This window comes from Candidatus Aminicenantes bacterium, assembly GCA_026393855.1.
Taxonomy (GTDB): Bacteria; Acidobacteriota; Aminicenantia; order Aminicenantales; family UBA4085; genus UBA4085.
The window spans coordinates 54,504-73,253 of record JAPKZJ010000009.1; the positions used below are offsets into that span (position 1 = coordinate 54,504).

Sequence of the window (18,750 nt, forward strand, 5' to 3'; positions counted from 1 at the left end):
AATCTTAGCTGGGCGCCCGCCGGCCTGTCAACGCGGGCTTTGCCGTCATCGCTCCGGCGGAGCCGTAACGATGGCGGGCTTTGCAGTCATCACACTGACGAAGTCGTGCTGAACCCGCGTTCAGCGCGCGGCGGGTACCAGCTTAACCTGGAATAAACGCGGCCAGTTCTTGCCCGTGACGAAGAGCCGTTTGCCCTTGGCGTCCCAGGCGATGCCGTTCAGGACGTCGACGGTCGGGTGATGATCGGCGGCCGGCAGTAGGCCGCTGAAGTCGACCTCGGCCTTGACCCGTCCGGACTCGGGATCGATGAGGACGACCCGGTCGGTCTGATAGACGTTGGCATAGATCTCGCCGTCGATCACTTCGAGCTCGTTCAAGGAATAAACCGGTCCCCGGTCGTCTTCGACCCGGATGCGGCGCAATAGATCGAAGGACTCGGGGTCGCGGACGGTGAGCACGCTCGAGCCGTCGCTCATGACCAGGTCCTTGCCCAGGACGGCCAGCCCCCAGCCCTCGCTGGCATAGGTGAACGAGGCCAGGCGCCTGAAGGACGCCCGGTCGTAAACGAAGCAGAGGCCTGCTTCCCAGGTCAGCTGGAAGAGCTTATCCCCTAGCAAGGCCAGTCCCTCGCCGAAGATGCGCGGATCCAGATTTATCTTTTGCAGGACTTTGCCGGTCTCCAGGTCCACCTTGCGAAGGGTGGATTCGCCGTATTGCCCCGTGCTTTCGTAGAGCACGCCCTCCCACCAGAGCAGGCCTTGCGTGTAGGCCGCGGGATCATGCGGGTAGGCCTTCACGATCTCGAAGCGGAAGCGCTTCGGGGCGGCCCGCGGGTCGGGAGCGGGGACCGCTGCCGCGCAGGCAGAGAGGGCCAGGAGCAAAAGGGCGGGCAGGGCCAATCGGTGATCGCGGTTCATACGCCTATGATATCATCGTCGTCGGGCGGACGGAACCAGGGGACCGGGCGAGGCTTGTCGTCGAACCCCGGGGCTCCCGGCTGCGACCGGGCGGCCCGGATGAAGGCCAGTATATTGGCCAGGGGAACGTCGCCCTCCACGGCGTGGGCGGGGGCGAAGATGTAGTGGCCGCGGGCCCCCATGGCCAGCAGCCGCTCCGACTCGTGCCGCACGTCCGCCTCCGACCCGAATGGCAGCGTCTTTTGGGTCGACAGCCCGCCCCAGAATGAAAGGCGGCCGCGCCGGCCGGCATAGTGGGCGGCGATGTCCATGACCTCGGGCTGGAAGGGATTGAAGCAGGAGAGCCCGATGTCGGCCAGGTCGTCGAACAGCTCGTCGACCTTGCCGCAGGAGTGGAGAAAGACGAGCTTGCCGGCGGCCGTGACTTCCCGGAACATCCGGGCCAGCACCGGCTTGATGAACTCCCGCCAATTGGCGCGGCCCAGCATCAGGCCGGTCTGGTGGCCCCAGTCGTCCCCGAAATAGACGGCGTCGATGTCGTAACGCAAGGCGGCCCGGACCTGGGCCACGGCATAATCGGCCACGGCGTTCAGCAGGTCGCGGACGAAATCGGGGTTTTCGACGAAGTCGGCCAGCAGGTTCTCCAGTCCGCGCAGCGTCCAGGCCCGCTCGAAGAGGGAAAATCCGAGGCAGAAAAGGCGGAAGCGGTTCGGGGCGCGCCGGATCTTGTCCGGGATGTCGGCGAAGAAGCGGGGATCGAGCGGGTCGGGAAAGGCGTAGCCCGCCAGGCTGGGGCCGGGCAGGACGGTCCCCTCGACGTTGCCGATGTCCTTGTCTACGGTCCGGTCCCAGACGACGCCGAAGGCGTCCCGGACCCGGCCGCGGCCGATGTCTTCGAAGAAGCCGATATCGCTTCCCAGCTCCAGGATATGATTGCCGACGGCCGCTTCGACATCGTCCGTTCCAAAGTGGGACCGCAGAACGTCGCGGGCCTCGCGGGTGAACCGAAACGACCAAGGCACGTAGGGCGGGCGCTCACCCCGCAGGGCGGCCAGAACCACTTCGCGTTCGGTCATCGTGCTCCTCCGGCGGCTCCTTTATTGTATTCGAAATCGGGCGGTTGCCAAGCCCGGACGGGCGGATATAATAATGGCCGGTGATCGCCAAGCGTTCCCGCGCGTCCATCCCGGCCAATCCCGGCCGCCCAAGGAGCCGTCCATGAATCTGCACTGGGCCGACATCTCCGTCTTCGTCGCTTTCTTCGCCCTTGTCATCGGCGTCAGCATGTACAAGAGCCGCAAAGGCCGCTCGGGCGAGGACTTTTTCCTGGCCGGCCGCGGACTGGTCTGGCCGCTGATCGGATTCTCGCTGATCGCCGCCAATATCTCGACGGAGCAGTTCGTGGGCATGTCGGGGCAGGGGGCCGGGAGCGCCGGCCTGGCCGTGGCCAGCTACGAATGGATGGCCGCCATCACTTTGGTCATGGTCGCCATCTTCTTCCTGCCCAAGTTCCTCAAGGCCGGCATTTATACCATTCCCGAATACCTGGAGTATCGCTACACCCCGGCTGCGCGGGGGCTCATGGCCGGCTATCTGCTGATCATCTACGTCTTGGTCAGCTTTGCCGCGGTCGTGTACACCGGCGCCCTGGCTCTGCACACGATCTTCGACGTCAACCTGACCCAGGCCGTCTGGGTGATCGGGGTCATCGCCGCCGTCTATACGACCTGGGGAGGCCTCAAGGCCATCGCCTGGGCCGACCTTTTCCAAGGCTCGGCTTTAATCATAGGCGGCCTCGTCACCCTGATCATCGGGCTCAAGGCGGTCGGAGGCGTCAGCTCCTTCGCTGCGGCCAACGCCGACAAGCTCCACATGATCATGCCGTCCGACCATCCCATCATCCCCTGGACGACCTTGGTCATCGGGCTGTGGATCCCGAACTTCTATTACTGGGGGCTGAATCAGTTCATCACCCAGCGGACCTTGGCCGCCAAGAGCCTCAAGCAAGGCCAGCTCGGGATCTTGTTTGCGGCGGTCCTGAAGCTGACCATCCCATTCATCATCATCATGCCCGGGATCATTTCCTGGCAGTTGTTCAAGGCCCAGCTCACGGCCCCCGGCGCCACGACCGACCAGGCCTATCCGCTCCTGATCAAAAACCTGGTCGGGCCCGGCCTCCGGGGATTCATCCTGGCGGCGATCGCCGGAGCGGTCATCAGCACTCTGGGGTCGCTCCTCAATTCGGTGGCCACCCTGCTGACCATGGACATCTACAAGCGGCACTTCAACAAGAACGCCAGCCAGAAGACGATCGTCCGGCTGGGCCGTTGGGCCACCCTGGTCTTCGTCGTCGCCGTCTGCTTCATCGCCCCGCAGCTCGGCAACCCCAAGTTCAAGGGCATCTTCAATTACATTCAAGAATTCCAGGGCTTCATCTCGCCCGGCATCCTGGCCGCCTTCGTCTTCGGGTTGTTCGTCAAGAAGGCGCCGCGCGCCGCCGGAGTGGTCTCGCTGCTTCTCAATGCCCCGATCTACGGCCTGCTGATGTGGAAGTTCGGGTCGATCGCGTTCCTCAACCGGATGGCCATCACCTTCGTGGTGTTGCTTGTCGTTCTGGCCGTCATGACCGCCCTCAAGCCGCTCAAAGTCCCGGTGACGATGCCGGTCCTGCAGGGCTTCGACATGACTCCCGCCCGGGCCGTCAAATGGCTCGGGCCCCTCGTGATCGCGGCCACCGTCGTTCTTTACATCATATTCTGGTAATCAATACCTTGCCCCATTCCGGGGAGGGCGGTTCGGGGTATCGTCCCGGCAATGCTTTGATAGTCCTCGCCAGGACAGTTGCTTCAACAGTCCTCGCGAGGGCGGCTTCGGGCTCTTCTCGCCTTTTCCCACAGCTCTTTTCGGCGCCTCGGAACTCCGCATTCGAGATCGCCCGGCCTTGGAGACCACCCACTCCGTTTCGATGCCCTTAGATGGTTGCGTGCTCAAACAGCCCTCGGCGGCCGATGGCTTCCCTCAGAGAGTTGTGGAAAAAGGCGACGCCCTCGCGATTTCGCCGTCGGCCGACACCCCGAACTGCCTGAAACTCCCCGGAATTGGACGAAGATCGTTTGGTAATCAGGATTTGTCGCCGCGAATGGATCAGGTCTCGATGGCCCGGTAGCGCCGCTCGGCGAAGGCGGCCAGCAGGACATAAGCCGCTCCGCCCAGGACGAGGAAAACGGCTAAGACTACCGCCAGCAGGGCGGTCGTCCCCATCCCCGTCTTGACCAAAGCCATGACCAGCCAGAAGCCCAGAAAGAGGACCCCCGCATCGGCGAAGAAGGCCAGCAGGACGTTCAGGTTCTGCTTGATGGCCTTCTGCGGGTTGGTCCAGGTGAGGAGCGGCCGGGCCAGGTCGATCATCATACTGACCGCCGTCAGGAGAAAGGTCGCGGGCAAGGCCACGGCCAGCGCCCCGGCCAGATAGAGGGGCTTGATCCCGAAGACGAAGGCGCCGGCCGCCGCGGCGGCAATCAGTCCGAGCCCGGCGATGGTCAGAGAGTGGAGGAGCTTGCCCTTGACCTGATCGCGGGGGGCGACCGGGATGATCTTGGACATCCAGAACTGCGCGCCCTCCCGCGAGAAGGAGGACGAGGCCGTTCCGTTGAGGCAGGCGCAGATGGTCATGAACAGGGCTGTTCCCAGCATGGCCGTGGCCGGCTTGGCCGAGGCCAGGAGGCCGACGAGCTGGGCCGAATCCGAGCCCCTCCCGCCCCCCGTCTTGCCCATGACCACGAAGACGATCGGGATGAGGACGGCCGAGAGCACGCCGTTCAGCAGGAAGATCGGCGTCCGGTTCATGATTCGAAGCTCCCGCAGGAAAAGGGCGCGCACCGGCCGCCGGCCGCCGGAGACCTTGCGATCAAGGAGGCCCCGGGTCAGCGTCTTGCGCCGTGAGGTCCGTTCGCTCAGGCCGATCAGCCCGCGGTAAAAGAAGAGCCGGGCCACGGCGATGATGCCTGCGAACAGGCCCAGGGAGAAGCCCAGGTAGAAGAAGGCTCCCACCGGGCCGGGCGCCTGGAAGCCGAAGGCCAGGGCCCGGGTGGCCCAAACGCTCGGCGGGAAGCGGGCCCCGATGGTCTGGACCAGTCCGTCGGGCGAGGTAAACAGACGGATGATGGCCTGCGGATCGACCGACGAACCCATGGAGCGGCTAAGCCAATACTGTCCGCCCAGCGCGGCCGACATCAGGACCAGGCTCCCGGCCACGATCAGAAAGTCCTTCTTGCGGCCGACATTGACGGTCCGCATCAGTCCGACGGCCAGAAGAGCGACGACCGAGAGCGGGATGACCGGAAGCAGCAGGTAGACGAACGCCGCCTCGATCCAGTAGCGCGGTCCGGCCTTGGCCAGCAGGCCGAACTGGATGAGCACCGGCAGGACGAGCGGGGCCGCGGTGATGTACTCGTTGACCAGAATGACCGTGAACTTGGACAGCAAAACCTGGGTCGGCGTCACCGGCAAAGGGACGAGAAGCGCCAGGTCGCGTGAGAAATAGAAGGAGGAGATGACATAGTAAAACCCGAAGACGAGGATGAGGAACTGACCGGCCAGCAGGCCGAAGGTCAGGACGGCCGCCTGCTGGCCCATCGGGACGAGCAGGTTGTAGACCCAGCGCAGGCCCTTAAGATAATAGATCAGGACGGGGGCCAAGCCGACCAGCCCGAGCCCGATCAATGGAACCATCCAAAGATCCTTCTTCTTCTTCAGGATCTCCCGCGGCCGCAGGACGGATAACCCGAAATTGACCCGCAGCGCCACCCGGACAAGGCAGAGGAGCTTTCTCATTTGTCCGTCAGCTCCAGGAAGATCGATTCCAGCGACTGCTCGGCCGCGTTGAGGGCCCGCAGCTCGGGCATGGTTCCGCAGGCGATCAGCCGGCCCTTGTGGATGATCCCGATCCGGTCGCACAGCCGCTCGGCCACCTCCATGATATGGGTGGAGAAGAAGAGCGTGCCGCCCTGATCGCAGTGGCGCCGCATCATCTCCTTCATGTGATGGGCGGCCCGGGCGTCCAAGCCGACCATGGGCTCGTCCAGGACCATGACCTGGGGGGCGGGGAGAAGCGCGGCGATGAGCACGATCTTCTGCTTCATGCCGTGGGAGTAGCTCTGGATGGGGGAGGACACGGCCGAAGACAGCTCGAAGACGTCCAGCCACTCGCGGATGCGCTCGATCCGCTCCGCCTTGGGCACGCCGTAGACGTCGCCGATGAAGTTGAGGTATTCGAGGCCGGTCAGGCGCTCGTAAATCTCGGGCGTGTCCGGCACGTAGGTCGTGACTTCCTTGGCCTTCAGCGGATCGCGCTGGTTGTCCCAGCCGGCTACGGCGATCGTCCCGCTGTCGGGCCGGAGCAGGCCGACGATCAGCTTGATGGTGGTCGTCTTGCCCGCGCCGTTGGGGCCGAGAAAGCCGAAGATCTCGCCCGGCCGGACGGTCAGCGTCAGGTCGTCGATGGCCTTGACCCGACCCTTGGCGTAGCTCTTCGAGACGTTGCGGATGTCGATCATCGGAATCTCCTTGTCGTCGGCGTATTATCCCACAGACGCGAGCCCGCCCCAAGGTCATCCCTAAGTTGAAACCCTCCTCCCCGTTCGCTTATACTTGGCGATGCGGATTGTCCCGGCGGAGAGGCGGATTGACGGACCCGAAACCCATTCTGACCATCAAATCGCTCAAGGAGCAGGTCTACGAGCATCTGCGGGAGCAGCTGCGGACGGGGGGCTTGCGCCCCGGAGCGGCCATCGACATGGAGGAGACCTCCAAGCGCCTGGGCGTGTCGAAAACGCCTCTGCGCGACGCGCTGCTCCAGCTCGAGATGGAGGGGTTCGTCACCATCCTGCCGCGCCGCAAGATCGTGGTCAACGTCCTGACCCTGCGCGAGATCCGCGAATTCTACGAGATCATCGGGGCCCTGGAGAGCGCCGCCCTGGGGACCGCCTTCCCCCGCCTAAGGGAGGAAGAGGTTCGGCGAATGGAGAAACTTAACGCCGAGATGAAGGCCGCCATCGCCCGCGACGATTTCGACCTGTATTACCGCAAGAACCTGGCTTTCCACGACGTCTTCCTCGGGCTCTCGGACAACGAGGGCTTGAAAAAGACGGTCAGGCTGCTGAAGAAGCGGCTGTACGACTTCCCCCGACTTCAGGGCTTCGTTAAGGAATGGGAGCAGGCCTCGATCGGCGAGCACGCCGAGCTTCTAGCCCTGATCCGCGACGGCCGGCGCGAAGAGGCGGCGGCCCATATCCGAAACACCCACTGGTCGTTCGCCGTGCAGGAGAAATTTATCAACCGGTACTACGCCAAGGCCAGCGCCCTCTAGCGCCGTAAGGAGACACCATGAGGTCGAGAACCCTGCTTTGGATCCTCCTTCTTCCGGCGCTCTTCTCCGCTTGTTCGGTATACCGGATGGAGAAGGAGCTGACTCCGCCCAACGCCGAGTTCCTGGCCAAGGTCCGCTACCTGATCACTTCGGAGGAGCGGCGGGACTTCCTGGCCGCGCCGGATGCGGACAAGCCGGCCTTCATCGAGGCCTTCTGGAAGCGGCGCGACCCGGACCCGACGACCGAGGAGAACGAGCTGCGGGTGGAATATGAAATCCGGGTGGAAGCGGCGGCCAAGCTCTTCCCCGGCGAGGGCCAGCCGGGCTACGCCACCGACCGCGGCCGCGTCTACATCCTCTACGGGCCTCCCTCCGAGCGCCAGACCCAGCCATCCGGGTTCGAGAACCAGAGCCGCTGCAGCGAGATCTGGTTCTACGCCAATTTCCCGGTCGTCTTTGTCGACCAGTCGTGCACCGGCCGCTACCGCCAGATGACCTTCGACCTGACCCCGATCCGCGAGCTCAATATCGCCGAGCTCTCGGCTTCCTCCAAGGGCGGCCGTCCGGCTCCCGGCATTCTCCAGCCCGGATCCAAGCGCTTCGATTACGAGATCGAGCTGGTGTTCGCCGAGCGGGGGCCCAAGCGGATCGCGGCCCGCTTGCGGCTGCGCCTGCCGTACGGCGGCATTTGGTTCACTTCCGAGGCCAAGACCCTGCGGACGACTTTCGAGGTGGCCGTCGAAGTCCGGACCGCGGGCCGGGAGCTTCTCTTCGAGAACAAGGCGTCCTTCCCGGTCAGCCTGGCCGAGGCCGAGCTGGCGGCCCGGGGCGGGGAGCTGTTCACCATGTATATTCCCGTCGACATCCTCGACGAGGCCCGGATCGCCAAACTGGGCCAAGGCAAGGACCAGCTCGTGATCACGGTCGTCAACGCGACCTCCAAGGAAGCGCAGAAGAAGTCGATCGACTTCAATTAAAAATTAATTTTCGCTCCGAGTCGGATCGAGCGGACCCCGTAATAGGAGAGAATGGACCCGTACGTCGACGAGACCGTGTAGGTCGGCGTCGACAGGTCCGACCGCAGGACGCCCGCCGGATCGGCGTCTTCGAGCAGGGCGCTCGAGCCGAACAGGTTGAAGACGTCGAGGTAGAGGTCCAGCTTGCCGGCCCGGCCGATCCGGAACCCGCGCTGGAGGCGGAGGTCCAGGCTGCTGAAGGCCGGCTCGCGGCCGACACCCGAGGCCTCGGCCGCCACGGTCACGTAGGGCGTGCGTGTTCCGTACCCCATGTAGCCTTCCGGGAAGTAGACCCGGGCCAGGCTCCGACCGTAGGGGGCGCCCGAAAGGTACCGGAAATACGCGCCCAGGAAGAACTCGTAGGGGAGCTGGACGCCGGCCATGATCTTGGCCTGGAACGGCCGGTCCAGCCAGAGCGGGCCGGAGGCGTTGGTCAGGCCGTTGGGATCGGTGAAGCGAGAGGTCGAGGCGTAGCTGGCCGCCGCGTCCGCGCCCAGATTGCCCTTGAAAGAGCTGAGGACGAGGGAGCCGGCCAATTGCCAGCCGTGCGAGAGGCGCTTGTCGAAGGTCAGGATGCCGGCCATGTATTTCTGCTCGGCCTCGGGGATGTTGGCATACCGGTAGTTGGGCGTCGGCCGGTCGGCTCGCAGTCCGTAGACCGTCAGCGACTTGTCGTCGGCCGTGCCGAGCGTGGCGTCCCGGCCGGGATCGGTCACGGTCATGGGCAGCCAGATGAGACCCTTCTCGTCCCGGGCCGTCGGGTCGTAGCCGTTCTCGGTGTCGATGAGCGAGATGAGGTTCGAGGTCTTACGAAAGGTGAACTGGGCGCCGATGGTGAGGTCGGCCATGACCTCGCGCTCCAGGGCCGCCGTGAACGTGTCCAGGCGGGGCGGCTTGACGGTGTGTTCGACGCCGGAGGCGTCGACGTAGCTGAACATGTTCAGGGCCGTGTCCTGGGTGACCGCGGAGGTCAGGACGTATTCGTCCGTGCCGGGCAGGTCCATGTGCTTGTCGCCGTTGAGGTCGTACCAGTTCCACTCGACGACCTGCGGATTGAAGAGGTGGCCGGTCCCGTAAAGCCCCGTCCAGAGGGACTCGTAATCCCGGGCAAACGAGAGTTTGAGGGCCGTGGACCCGTCGCCGAAGATGTCGAAGGACAGGCCGGCCCGGGGCGCCAAGGTCAGGTACTCCACGATTTTCTTATAGGGAATCGTCACCAGATCGAAGGGCGATTTGACGCCGGCGTCGGTGAAGCGCTGAATCAGCGCGCCCAGCAGGTCGTTGTCGCCCAGGTCGACGGCGATCAGCTCGGGTGCGTAATTAAAGCTCAGAGCGGGCCTGGATTGGGCGGGCATGAACTCCAGGCTGTAGTCCAACCGCAGCCCCAGGTTCAGGGCCAGGCGGCCGGTCTTGATGCCGTCCTCCACGAAGGCCGAGAAGCGCCGGAAGCTGTCCTGCGGATTCCAGTAGGCCTCGGCTCCCGGACCGGCGGTCATGCGGAGGAGGCCGATTTTGTTGAGCGGATCGACGTAGTAGGGATTATCGGCCGCCCAGTCATACCAGAGCGAATAATACGGGTTGGACCGCCACCAATCGCGGGTGGAATCGGATTGCTCGATCCCGCCGCCGGCTTTGAATACGTGGTCGGCGCCGAGAAATCTATCCAGGAAGGCGGTGATGGAGGCTTGGCCGGACAACCGCTTGAATGCGTTCTTGATGCTGTAGGGAGCGGCGCCCCAGGTGACCTGGCGCGAAAAATCGACGCTCGTGTACTCGAGGCTGTCGCGCGAGAGCTGCGGCACGTCGCGCTCGATATAGGTGCCGCGGACCTCGACCCGGACCTTGGGCGAGAGGTCGAACGTCACGAGATGGCTGGTGGCGTAGGAGTTTTCGTGGTCCAGGATCCAAGTGGCGTCGAAGGCCGTGCCGGGGGCAAAGGAGGCCTCGTCGACGGGTTGATAGAGGTTGGCCCAATGGAAAGAGCCCGTGTAGCGGATCTTTTCCGTGGCGTTGACGGTGGCCTTAAGGAAAAACATCCATTCGGACTGGTCGCGGTCGAAGCTCGAGGCGTCGCCGACGCCCAGCCCGGCCAGGCGCGAGCCGGGGTCATAGGGGTTCGGCTGGGTCGAGAACGCGCGGCGCACGTTCAGAAAGTACCAGGCCCGATCTTCCCAGAGCGGCCCGCCCAGGTTCAGGGAAAAATCCTTGAGGCTCAAGTATTTGTCCGAGGGGGCGAGCGTCAAGCTTTGGACGGCGGCGGCGTCGAATCCATCCGAGCTCAGGGCCGAGCCCGAGAGGTAGAAGCCCAAGCTGCCGGCGAAGGCGTTGCCGCCCGACTTGCTGAGGAGATGGATCGCGGCGCCCCGGCCCGGCTCTTCGGCGGCCGGTTTGCCGGTCGAGATGATCTCGACCTGGTCGATGATGTCGACGTTGAGATTGCCGATGGGGAAGCCCGAAGACGGATCGGTCAGGCTGGCGCCGTCGAGGACGTAGCTCTGCCCGCGCGCGCTGCCGCCCTGGATCGAGACGGCCCGGTCGAAGGGCCGGCCTTCGCCGACGGCTCCCGGCGCCATGGCCTGGATGTCGCGCAGGTCGCGGTGCAGGGGAAGCGCCTCCAGCAGAGTGGAGGAGAGGACGATGCCGCTTCGGGCGGAGAAGACGTCGATGCCGGGGAGGGGAGTTGCGACGATCGCGTCGTCCTCGACCTCGGAAGGTTCGAGGGCGATTTTGAGCTCGACCGTCCGTCCCGCCCGCAGCAGGATATTTCTGCGGACGATGGATCTATGGCCCGGCAGATCAGCCCGAAGCTCGTAGACACCCGGGGGCAGGGCCAGAAAATCAAACGCGCCGCTGCCCTCCGTCAGGGCGTCGGCTTGGCCCTGGAAGGACGGGCTGAGGATTAGGATCGAGACCCCGGCCAGGGGCTTCCCGGCGGGGTCCGTGATCCGTCCCCGAAGAGAGGCGGTCGGGTTCTGGGCCGAAAGGGTTCCCGCCAGGCTTAGGGCCAGGAACAGGAGGATGACGGCGCGCAGGGTGCTTCTATTCATGAGATCTCCTCGTTATTTTCATACACGCATCGGCTCTCAATCGTTGCCTCGACTTGAATCTATTCCAGCCGCCGGCTCGGCGGCCCAGGCGGCTGCGCCGATAATCCCGGCCTCGTTGGCCAGGGCGGCCCGCTCGATTCGGCAGGCCTTATATGCATTTTTAAAACTTCTTCTGGAGGCTTCCTCGGCTGCCGGCCGGATGATGTCGTCCCCGGCGCCCAGAACGCCTCCCCCGAGAAGGATTTTTTCCGGGTTAAGGAGGTTGATCAGGATGCCGAGTCCGAGGCCCAAGCAGCGAGCCGATTCTGCAATGGCCATACGGGCCTTATCGTCCCCGGCGGTCGCAAGAGCTTGGATTTCCTCGGCCGTGAGCGGTCCGTCGGCCCCCGCGGCTTCCCGATACCGGCGGATGATCGCCCGCGCCGATGCCTCGGTCTCCAGGCAGCCGCGCCCGCCGCAGGCGCAGGGCTCGCCGTCGGGGCGGATCGACATATGGCCGACTTCCCCGGCGTAGCCGCGTGCTCCCCGAAGGAGCTTTCCGTCCGCGATGATCCCGGCCCCGATCCCTGTCCCGATTGTCAATAGGATCAGGTTCGCGACCCCGCGTCCGGCGCCGTGCCGCCATTCGCCGAAAGCGGCCAGGTTGGCGTCGTTGTCGGCCCGGACGGGCACGCCCAGGAGCCGCTCCAGGACCGCCTCGATCTCGATGCCGTCGAGGCCGCCGGTGTGGGGGGATTCCAGGATGCGGCGGCTGGCCAGATCGAAGATTCCGGGCAGGCCGAAGCCGGCGGCCCGGATCGGCTCCCCGGCCCGCTGCCGCAACCCGGCCCACATCGATTCGACCAGGGCGAAGAACCCGTCGGCGGTGGCGGGCGTCGGCTCCTGCGTCTTGTACAGGAGCCCGCCTCGCTCATCGACCAGTCCGCACTTGAGCCTCGTGCCCCCGAGGTCGAATCCGGCGAAGACGGCCATAGTCAGCTCTTCCGCGCCACGGCGGCGTAGTTGGGAGCGCCGAACAACAGGCGGTTGAGCTTGTCGATGTCCTGGTTGAGCGCCAGGCCGGCGTCGCCGGTCCCCGGGACGGGGTCCAGGCGCTCGGGCTCGATCCGGCCGGAGTAGAGGATCTCCGTCTTCTCGAAGCCGGCGGCGTCCAGCAGGAAGCGCAGGGCTTCGGGATGGACGGGGAAGCGATGCGACAGGTCGGCGTAGAAGGCGTGGACAAGGGCGTAGACCGAGGTCGGGTTGATCGTCTCGAGGATGACGACACCGCCGGGAGCGAGCTTGGCTTGGGCCAGCTCGACCAGGCGCTCCAGCGCGGCCGCGGGAAGATGCTCGATAACCTGGGCGGAGAAGATTCCGTCCAGCGAGGCGTCGGCCCGGCCGGCCAGCGTGTCCAGCAGATCGCCCCGCTCGGCCTGCAGGCCTTGGCCGCGGCAGGATTCGACCATTTGGGCGTTGAGGTCGACACCCGTGCCCCGGAAGCCGCGGTCGCGGAGAAGCTCCAGAAACTCGCCGCGGCCGCATCCCAGATCGAGAATCTCGCCGCCGGCTTTAAAGTATTCGAGGTAACGCTCGAGCTGGCTGCGGATCTCCTCGCGCGAGCCCCGGTGGCGGTTCTCGAAGCGGGTGTAGCGCCAGTCCCGGATCGGCTCTAGCACGGCCCCGACCTCGGCCGGGGTGGGCAGGTGCTTTTCCTGGAGCGAGGCCAGCAGCCGCCCTAGCTGGTCCTGCAGAAGGACAAACGTCCGGCTCAGCGAAACGGCGTCCTCGGAGGCGGCGGCCAGGCGTTCGACCCGGCTTTCCAAGCCCTGCACGAGAGCGCTCAAGTGGTTATTGCCCAGGGCGTCCCACTCCTTGTCCCGGACATCGGAGAGGGCGTTGACGGTCTCCAGAAGAGCGGCCGTCGAATCGGCCAGCCCCGCCGCCAGCCGCGTCCCTTCGGCCAGGGCTGAGCCGAGGGCGGCGGAGTCGGCGGACGGTTTTGCGGCGAAGAGGCCGCTCTTGCGGCCGGACGCCTCGCCGGCGGCGGAAAAACGGCCTTCCAAGGCCGCCATGGCACGGGCCGCGGCCTTGAGGGAATCGACTTGCTGTTGGAAACGTTCCTCTAGCCGGCGCCGATCACCGGCCAGCTTCTCGATCGTCCGTTGCATCAGTCCTTGGAAGGGGGAGTGGTCTTGTCGTCGTCTTTGTTGTTGTCCTTGCCGCTGACCGAGCCCTTGAAGTTCTTGATGCCTTCGCCCAGGGACTTGCCGAGGTCGGGAAGCTTTTTGGCGCCGAAGATGATGACCACGATGAGCAGGATGAGAATCAGTTCCTGCGGACCAAGCGTTCCGAACAGAAACATATCGGCCTCCTTACGGGTTCTCCGGGCCGGCTGGACGTCTAAATCGCCCGAACAGGCTTAAAAAAAAGACCCGATTTGTCTTTGCGACGGGCCAAAGGCCCGGCGGCAACCTCGTTCTCCCCGGGAAGATGAGCCGGCCGCGCACCCCTGGGGCGCTCGCCATGACAAAGCATGGCTTTTAACCCCGATAAAGGTACTCGTAAGGGAGGCAAAAGTCAATGAAACCGCCGCCGGGAGGCTTCCCCGGCGATCGGTTTGACTTCGCCAGGGGCGGGTGATATAAGTTTTCAAATAGTGACCGGATTTTTTGCATTCTCTTCCCCCCGGGCCTTGATGGCCCGGAATCCCCGCTCATTCGCCTGGAGGCGCCCATGTTCAATCGTCGCGATTTCCTGAAGCTGGGCGGTCTCTCGCTGGCGCTGCCTTCGTTTCTGAAGACGGCCGACGGTCAGGCCATTGCCGGAGCGGGGCTCGAGAACATGACGGCCGGGATTAAACCGCTCGGTCCGGAGGATTACGAGGCTCGCCTGGAGCGGGCCCGGGTTCTCATGGCCGCGAACCGTCTTGAAGCCGTGTTCTTGGGGGGCGGGACGAATCTCAGCTACTTCACTACCGTGAGCTGGGGCACCAGCGAAAGAACTTTCGGCGCCGTCCTCAACCGCAAGGGGAGGCCGATCTGGGTCTGCCCGGCCTTCGAGCTGGAGCGGGCCAAAGAGAGCCTCCCGGCGGGCGACTCGGTCCGGGTCTGGGAAGAGCACGAGAGCCCGTATGCCCTGATCGGCGGCATCGTTCGCGATCTGGGCGGCCGTCGGCTCGGCCTGGCCCCGAACTTGAGCGCCTTTCAGGTCTACGGGCTGCAGCGCGACGCGGCCGGGATCGAGCTGGCCGACGGCGCCGTCGTCACCGACGGCTGCCGGGGGACCAAGACGGCCAAGGAAATCGCCTATCTCGACCTGGCCAATAAGATCACCAAGATCGCCTTCCGGGAGGGCTTCCGCCAAATCCGCGAGGGCATGACGCCGCGCGACCTGTCCGCGGCTATCGCGGCCGCCCATACCCGGTTGGGCGCAAGCGGCGGCGGCGGGCCGCAGTTCGGGCCGAACACGGCCTTTCCTCACGGTTCGCGCGTTCCCCGCACCGTCCAGGACGGCACCCTCATCATGGTCGACGGCGGCTGCCGGGTCGAGGGATACAGCTCCGACGTTACCCGGACGGTCGTCTTCGGTAAGGCGAGCGACAAGATGGTCAAGGTCTGGGACATCGTCCGCAAGTCCCAGGCCGCGGCGCTCAAGGCCGCCCGTCCCGGCGCCACCTGCGAATCCGTGGATGCCGCCGCCCGCAAGGTCATCGAGGATGCGGGGTATGGCCCGGGCTACAAACATTTCGCCCACCGGGTCGGACACGGCATCGGGCTGGAAGGCCACGAGTACCCCTATCTGGTCAAGGGCAACGCCCTCAAGCTTGAGCCGGGCATGACCTTCTCCAACGAGCCGGGCGTCTACATCTACGGCGAGTTCGGCATCCGGACCGAGGACTGCATGGTCGTCACCGAGGACGGCGCCAGGCATTTGGGCGGCATGGAAGCTGTCTCCCTGGAGCAGGCTTTCGGCGCCGAATGACAATTATCAATATCCTTTAGGAGGCTCTCCATGAAGCGTTTTCTCATCGGCATGGTCGCGCTCGCCGTTCTCGGCGGGGCGGCCCTGATCGTCTTCACCGGCAGCGCGGCGGCCCAGCACACGCCTTGGCTGTACTGGACGCTGCTGCCCAAGGCCCAGATGGACCTGATCGTGGGCGAGGCGTCTGGCGAAGCCGCCCTGGCCACGATCCAGGACATCGCCGCCTACATGCGCGACCGTCAGCCCGAGGAATGGGCCGGCACGCTGTGGGAGTCCGAAGCCATGATGATCCGGCTCAAGCGCTGGGGCTTCACCAACGCCGAGCTGATCAAGTACCCCGCCGGCGAGACCTGGGACGTCAGCCAGGGCTCGATCTGGGAGGTCAAGCCCGGCCTGCGCAAGATCGCGTCGATCGAGGACAACATCGTCCAGCTGGCCGCGGGCAGCGCCAACACCGACCTCACGGCCGATCTGGTCTGGGTCGGCCGAGGCACGCCGGCTGAGATCGAGGCGGCCAAGGTCGAGGGTAAGATCGTAGTCACCGAGGGCTCGATGGGCCAGGTCTACAACATCGCCTGCAACCAGAAGGGCGCCCTGGGCATCGTGGCCGTCACGCCGTCGCGCGGCAGCAGCGATCTGACCGAAATGGGCTGGGCCCAAGTCGGCGGCGGCATGCGCGGCGGCCAACGGGGCGGCGCCGCCGCCCAGCCGGCCGCGACCCCTCCCCCTCCGCCGCCCGCGCCCAAGTTCGGGTTCCAATTGCCCGTCCGCGAGGGCGAAATTCTCAAGCAGCGTCTGGCCGCAAACGAGAAGATCAGCGTCAAGGTCAAAATCGTCGCCAAACAGGTCAAGTACAACATGGAAGTGGTGACCTGCGCTATTCCGGGCACCGATCCCAAGGCCGGCGAGATCATCTTCTCGGCCCACAGCTTTGAGGGCATCTCCAAGCAGGGCGCCAACGACAATACTTCGGGCTCCGCGGCCATCCTGGAAGCGGCCCGCATCCTCAAGACCCTCATCGACGACGGCCGCCTGCCCGCGCCCAAGCGGACCATCCGCTGGGTCTGGGGCCCCGAGTTCGCCGGCATCGGCAAGTGGGTCGGCGAGCACAAGGACCTGATGGCCAAGACCCTCTGCAACATCAACATGGACATGGTCGGGGAATGGCTGAGCAAGAACCAGTCGTTCTTCTGCTTGATGCGCACGACTTACGGCAACCCCCATTACATCAACGACGTCATGGAAAACATCTACCGCTACGTCGGAGAGGGCAACCGCGAGCGCATCCAGAACCGCAGCACCGCCTTCAAGGTTCCGGTCCGCATTGTCGCCCCGTTCGGGGCCGACGAGCCGTTCTGGTACTCGATCGAGACCCACTACGGCGCCTCCGACCACGAAGTTTTCAACGACTGGGGCGTGGGCGTTCCCGGGATCATGATGATCGCCTGGCCCGACCGCTGGTATCACACGAGCGGCGACACGGCCGACAAGTCCGACGCCACCCAGATGAAGCGGGCTTCGCTGATCGGCGCCGCGGGCGCCTACACGGTCGCCACGGCCGACGACGCCCAGGCCGTCAAGCTGGCCGGCGAGATCGGCAGCAACGCCGCCCGTCGCCTGGGCCACCAGATGGTGGTCGGGCTGGAAGCCTTGAACGCGGCCGACGCCGCCGGGCTGGCCGCGGCCTACAAATCCGCCCGGTCCTTCGTCGAAGCGGCCGTCCTCAACGAGAAGGACACTCTCGACTCCGTCATGGAGCTGGCGACGGACAAGACCGCCGTGGGAAGCTATGTCGGCAAGATGAAGGCCACGGTCGACTCCCTCGGCGCCGCCGAGCTGGCCGCCCTGCAGGCCCATATGGATGCGGCCGCCAAGCGGTTTGGGACCGCCCCCGTCGTCCTGAAGCTCACGGATGAGGAAAAGAAGGCGGCCAAGATCGTGCCGCGGCCGACGGCCAAGGTCACGGCCGAAGGCTACACCGGCTACAGGAAGTACATCGATCAGGTGCCGGCGACCGAGAAGGCCAAGTACGCCTATGCGTCCGAGCTGTCCAACCCGGCCGAGCTGCAGCTGCTGGTCAACGGCAAGCGCTCGGTCCTGGAAATCCGGACCCTTCTGGATGGCCAGGCCCAGCGCAAGTCCACTCTCAACGGGATCATGAACTACCTCATGATCCTCAAGCTGGCCGGGCTGGTCGAGTTCTAAGCCGCCGCCCGTTTTAGACCAACCAGGGGCGTCTCCCTTCTCCCGAGCAGGGGAGGGGAGACGCCCCTTTTTTTGTAACAAATATTAATGGGGAAACACCAGCTCTCAGGCCGGAGCGTTCGGACGGAGCTCTCCCCGAGCCCAAGGCTTGATCTTGGCTAGTGTCTTGGCCAGCACATCCTTGGCCCTGGCCGCATCGAAGTCCAGTTGCAGTCCGATCCAGAATCCGTCCGACATACCAAAAAACTGCGATAAACGAAGGCCCGTATCGGTCGTGATGGCGCGCTTGCCGGCTACGATCTCGCCGATGCGCCGCTGCGGCACGCCGATTTCCTTGGCCAGCCGGTATTGGGTGATGCCCAGCGGCTTCAAGAATTCTTCAATCAGGATTTCGCCGGGATGAGGGTACGGGACTTTGCGCATGATGTTGTCTCCATTAGTGGTAATCCACGATCTCGACGTCCTTCGGACCTCCAGCCATCCATACGAAGCACAGGCGGAATTGGTCGTTAATCCGAATGCTGTGCTGCCCGGCCCGGCTGCCCTTCAAGGCTTCCAAGGCGTTACCCGGCGGCACCCGGAGATCATCGAGTCTGCCGGCTCGATTCAGCATGGCTAGCTTCCGCATGGCCACCCGCTCGATGTTCACGAACCGCCGGATGCGTTTGCCTTCGAAGAGTCTTTGCGTATCGCCGCAGCTGAACGACTGGATCGGCATGTGGGAATAGTAGCGCGACGCGTTAGTATTGTCAACAGTCCGTATCTGGCTTCCAAGAAGACCCTAAAAAATCGAGGAGAACCTCGGATTAATAGTTCTCCACGGTGGATGATGCTGGCAGTAATAAAAAAACCTCGTGTGGAGCTGTCGATCCAGGGCGAGAAAGCCGCGGAAATCGTGAACTGGCTGCGGAAGAAATACGAGATTTCCGTCTTGGCTTCCGACGATGAAGAGGCGCTTGCCCCCATCGAATCGACCGAGTTCTGGAAGGAAATGGAGAAGAACCGGGTCGGCAACCTCCTGGCCGGAGCCCGTTTGAAAGCCGGTCTGACCCAGGGCGAATTGGCCGGCAAGCTCGAAATCCGACAGAATATGGTCAGCGATTATGAGAGAGGCAAGCGGTCGCTCTCGGCGGCCATGGCTAAGCGGTTCGGATCCACTCTCCAAATCCGTGAGGAGCAATTGGCTTATGGGCCGGCCAAGGCCGTGAAGAGCAAAGGCTAGACGGCCTTCGCC

The 18,750-nt window shown here is 64.6% G+C and carries 16 protein-coding genes; 6 read left to right on the plus strand and 10 right to left on the minus strand.

What is annotated here, in order from left to right:
- Positions 1-120 precede the first annotated feature (120 nt).
- Together NTZ26_01085 and NTZ26_01090 are read right to left on the minus strand one after the other, a co-directional pair.
- Positions 121-918: a glutaminyl-peptide cyclotransferase gene (locus tag NTZ26_01085; protein MCX6559083.1), complete on the minus strand. Its 798-nt coding sequence runs from the start codon at positions 916-918 to the stop codon at positions 121-123.
- The gene (locus tag NTZ26_01090; protein MCX6559084.1) at positions 915-1,994 is read right to left on the minus strand and encodes a uroporphyrinogen-III decarboxylase-like protein; all 1,080 of its coding nucleotides are present in this window, start codon (positions 1,992-1,994) and stop codon (positions 915-917) included. The genes NTZ26_01085 and NTZ26_01090 overlap by 4 nt, the downstream gene beginning before the upstream one ends.
- A 142-nt stretch (positions 1,995-2,136) precedes the next feature.
- Between NTZ26_01090 and NTZ26_01095 the strand changes: the two genes are divergently transcribed.
- Positions 2,137-3,681 carry a solute:sodium symporter family transporter gene (locus NTZ26_01095; protein ID MCX6559085.1) on the plus strand — a complete coding sequence of 515 codons (1,545 nt, stop codon included), beginning with the start codon at positions 2,137-2,139 and terminating at the stop codon, positions 3,679-3,681.
- 381 nt (positions 3,682-4,062) lie between these two features.
- Here NTZ26_01095 and NTZ26_01100 read toward each other — a convergent pair whose 3' ends face one another.
- Both NTZ26_01100 and NTZ26_01105 read right to left on the minus strand, forming a co-directional pair.
- Positions 4,063-5,751 carry a hypothetical protein gene (locus NTZ26_01100; protein ID MCX6559086.1) on the minus strand — a complete coding sequence of 563 codons (1,689 nt, stop codon included), beginning with the start codon at positions 5,749-5,751 and terminating at the stop codon, positions 4,063-4,065.
- The gene (locus NTZ26_01105; GenBank protein MCX6559087.1) at positions 5,748-6,473 is read right to left on the minus strand and encodes an ABC transporter ATP-binding protein; all 726 of its coding nucleotides are present in this window, start codon (positions 6,471-6,473) and stop codon (positions 5,748-5,750) included. Before NTZ26_01105 ends, NTZ26_01100 begins: the two co-directional genes overlap by 4 nt.
- Before the next feature lie 128 nt (positions 6,474-6,601).
- On the opposite strand from NTZ26_01105, the gene NTZ26_01110 reads away from it, so the two are divergent.
- A complete protein-coding gene (locus NTZ26_01110) occupies positions 6,602-7,285 on the plus strand; it encodes a GntR family transcriptional regulator (protein ID MCX6559088.1) in 684 nt (227 codons plus the stop codon).
- 17 nt (positions 7,286-7,302) lie between these two features.
- Entirely contained in the window at positions 7,303-8,262 is a 960-nt protein-coding gene (locus tag NTZ26_01115) for a GWxTD domain-containing protein (GenBank protein MCX6559089.1), read from the plus strand.
- Here NTZ26_01115 and NTZ26_01120 read toward each other — a convergent pair.
- The 4 genes from NTZ26_01120 to tatA are packed head-to-tail and all read right to left on the minus strand — an operon-like array spanning position 8,259 to position 13,686.
- The gene (locus NTZ26_01120; GenBank protein MCX6559090.1) at positions 8,259-11,348 is read right to left on the minus strand and encodes a TonB-dependent receptor; all 3,090 of its coding nucleotides are present in this window, start codon (positions 11,346-11,348) and stop codon (positions 8,259-8,261) included. The two genes, NTZ26_01115 and NTZ26_01120, sit on opposite strands and share 4 nt — an antisense overlap.
- A 36-nt stretch (positions 11,349-11,384) precedes the next feature.
- Positions 11,385-12,320 carry an ROK family protein gene (locus NTZ26_01125; protein MCX6559091.1) on the minus strand — a complete coding sequence of 312 codons (936 nt, stop codon included), beginning with the start codon at positions 12,318-12,320 and terminating at the stop codon, positions 11,385-11,387.
- A gap of 2 nt (positions 12,321-12,322) precedes the next feature.
- Complete coding sequence (locus tag NTZ26_01130; GenBank protein ID MCX6559092.1) at positions 12,323-13,498, minus strand: class I SAM-dependent methyltransferase; 1,176 nt, start codon at positions 13,496-13,498, stop codon at positions 12,323-12,325.
- The gene (tatA, locus tag NTZ26_01135; protein MCX6559093.1) at positions 13,498-13,686 is read right to left on the minus strand and encodes a twin-arginine translocase TatA/TatE family subunit; all 189 of its coding nucleotides are present in this window, start codon (positions 13,684-13,686) and stop codon (positions 13,498-13,500) included. The genes NTZ26_01130 and tatA overlap by 1 nt, the downstream gene beginning before the upstream one ends.
- Before the next feature lie 377 nt (positions 13,687-14,063).
- On the opposite strand from tatA, the gene NTZ26_01140 reads away from it, so the two are divergent.
- Both NTZ26_01140 and NTZ26_01145 read left to right on the plus strand, forming a co-directional pair.
- Entirely contained in the window at positions 14,064-15,311 is a 1,248-nt protein-coding gene (locus tag NTZ26_01140; GenBank protein ID MCX6559094.1) for a Xaa-Pro peptidase family protein, read from the plus strand.
- Between the two features lie 30 nt (positions 15,312-15,341).
- Positions 15,342-17,516 (plus strand): M28 family peptidase, encoded by a 2,175-nt coding sequence (locus tag NTZ26_01145; protein MCX6559095.1) that lies wholly within the window; start codon positions 15,342-15,344, stop codon positions 17,514-17,516.
- A gap of 105 nt (positions 17,517-17,621) precedes the next feature.
- On the opposite strand, the gene NTZ26_01150 is transcribed toward NTZ26_01145, so the two are convergent.
- Both NTZ26_01150 and NTZ26_01155 read right to left on the minus strand, forming a co-directional pair.
- The gene (locus NTZ26_01150; GenBank protein ID MCX6559096.1) at positions 17,622-17,939 is read right to left on the minus strand and encodes a HigA family addiction module antitoxin; all 318 of its coding nucleotides are present in this window, start codon (positions 17,937-17,939) and stop codon (positions 17,622-17,624) included.
- Positions 17,940-17,952: 13 nt separating this feature from the next.
- Positions 17,953-18,234, minus strand: coding sequence for a type II toxin-antitoxin system RelE/ParE family toxin (locus tag NTZ26_01155; GenBank protein ID MCX6559097.1), 282 nt, complete (start codon positions 18,232-18,234; stop codon positions 17,953-17,955).
- A 138-nt stretch (positions 18,235-18,372) separates the two neighbouring features.
- Here NTZ26_01155 and NTZ26_01160 point away from each other — a divergent pair, with 138 nt between their 5' ends.
- Positions 18,373-18,738: a helix-turn-helix transcriptional regulator gene (locus NTZ26_01160; protein MCX6559098.1), complete on the plus strand. Its 366-nt coding sequence runs from the start codon at positions 18,373-18,375 to the stop codon at positions 18,736-18,738.
- Positions 18,739-18,750: the final 12 nt, after the last annotated feature.

Bases quoted from the DNA above. Each gene is read 5' to 3' on its own strand.
- NTZ26_01125 (MCX6559091.1), bottom strand. From the start codon at position 12,320: ATGGCCGTCTTCGCCGGATTCGACCTCGGGGGCACGAGGCTCAAGTGC.
- NTZ26_01120 (MCX6559090.1), bottom strand. From the start codon at position 11,348: ATGAATAGAAGCACCCTGCGCGCCGTCATCCTCCTGTTCCTGGCCCTA.
- NTZ26_01140 (MCX6559094.1), top strand. From the start codon at position 14,064: ATGTTCAATCGTCGCGATTTCCTGAAGCTGGGCGGTCTCTCGCTGGCG.
- NTZ26_01150 (MCX6559096.1), bottom strand. From the start codon at position 17,939: ATGCGCAAAGTCCCGTACCCTCATCCCGGCGAAATCCTGATTGAAGAA.
- NTZ26_01115 (MCX6559089.1), top strand. From the start codon at position 7,303: ATGAGGTCGAGAACCCTGCTTTGGATCCTCCTTCTTCCGGCGCTCTTC.
- NTZ26_01090 (MCX6559084.1), bottom strand. From the start codon at position 1,994: ATGACCGAACGCGAAGTGGTTCTGGCCGCCCTGCGGGGTGAGCGCCCG.
- NTZ26_01105 (MCX6559087.1), bottom strand. From the start codon at position 6,473: ATGATCGACATCCGCAACGTCTCGAAGAGCTACGCCAAGGGTCGGGTC.
- NTZ26_01155 (MCX6559097.1), bottom strand. From the start codon at position 18,234: ATGCCGATCCAGTCGTTCAGCTGCGGCGATACGCAAAGACTCTTCGAA.
- NTZ26_01130 (MCX6559092.1), bottom strand. From the start codon at position 13,498: ATGCAACGGACGATCGAGAAGCTGGCCGGTGATCGGCGCCGGCTAGAG.
- NTZ26_01100 (MCX6559086.1), bottom strand. From the start codon at position 5,751: ATGAGAAAGCTCCTCTGCCTTGTCCGGGTGGCGCTGCGGGTCAATTTC.
- NTZ26_01145 (MCX6559095.1), top strand. From the start codon at position 15,342: ATGAAGCGTTTTCTCATCGGCATGGTCGCGCTCGCCGTTCTCGGCGGG.
- NTZ26_01095 (MCX6559085.1), top strand. From the start codon at position 2,137: ATGAATCTGCACTGGGCCGACATCTCCGTCTTCGTCGCTTTCTTCGCC.
- NTZ26_01085 (MCX6559083.1), bottom strand. From the start codon at position 918: ATGAACCGCGATCACCGATTGGCCCTGCCCGCCCTTTTGCTCCTGGCC.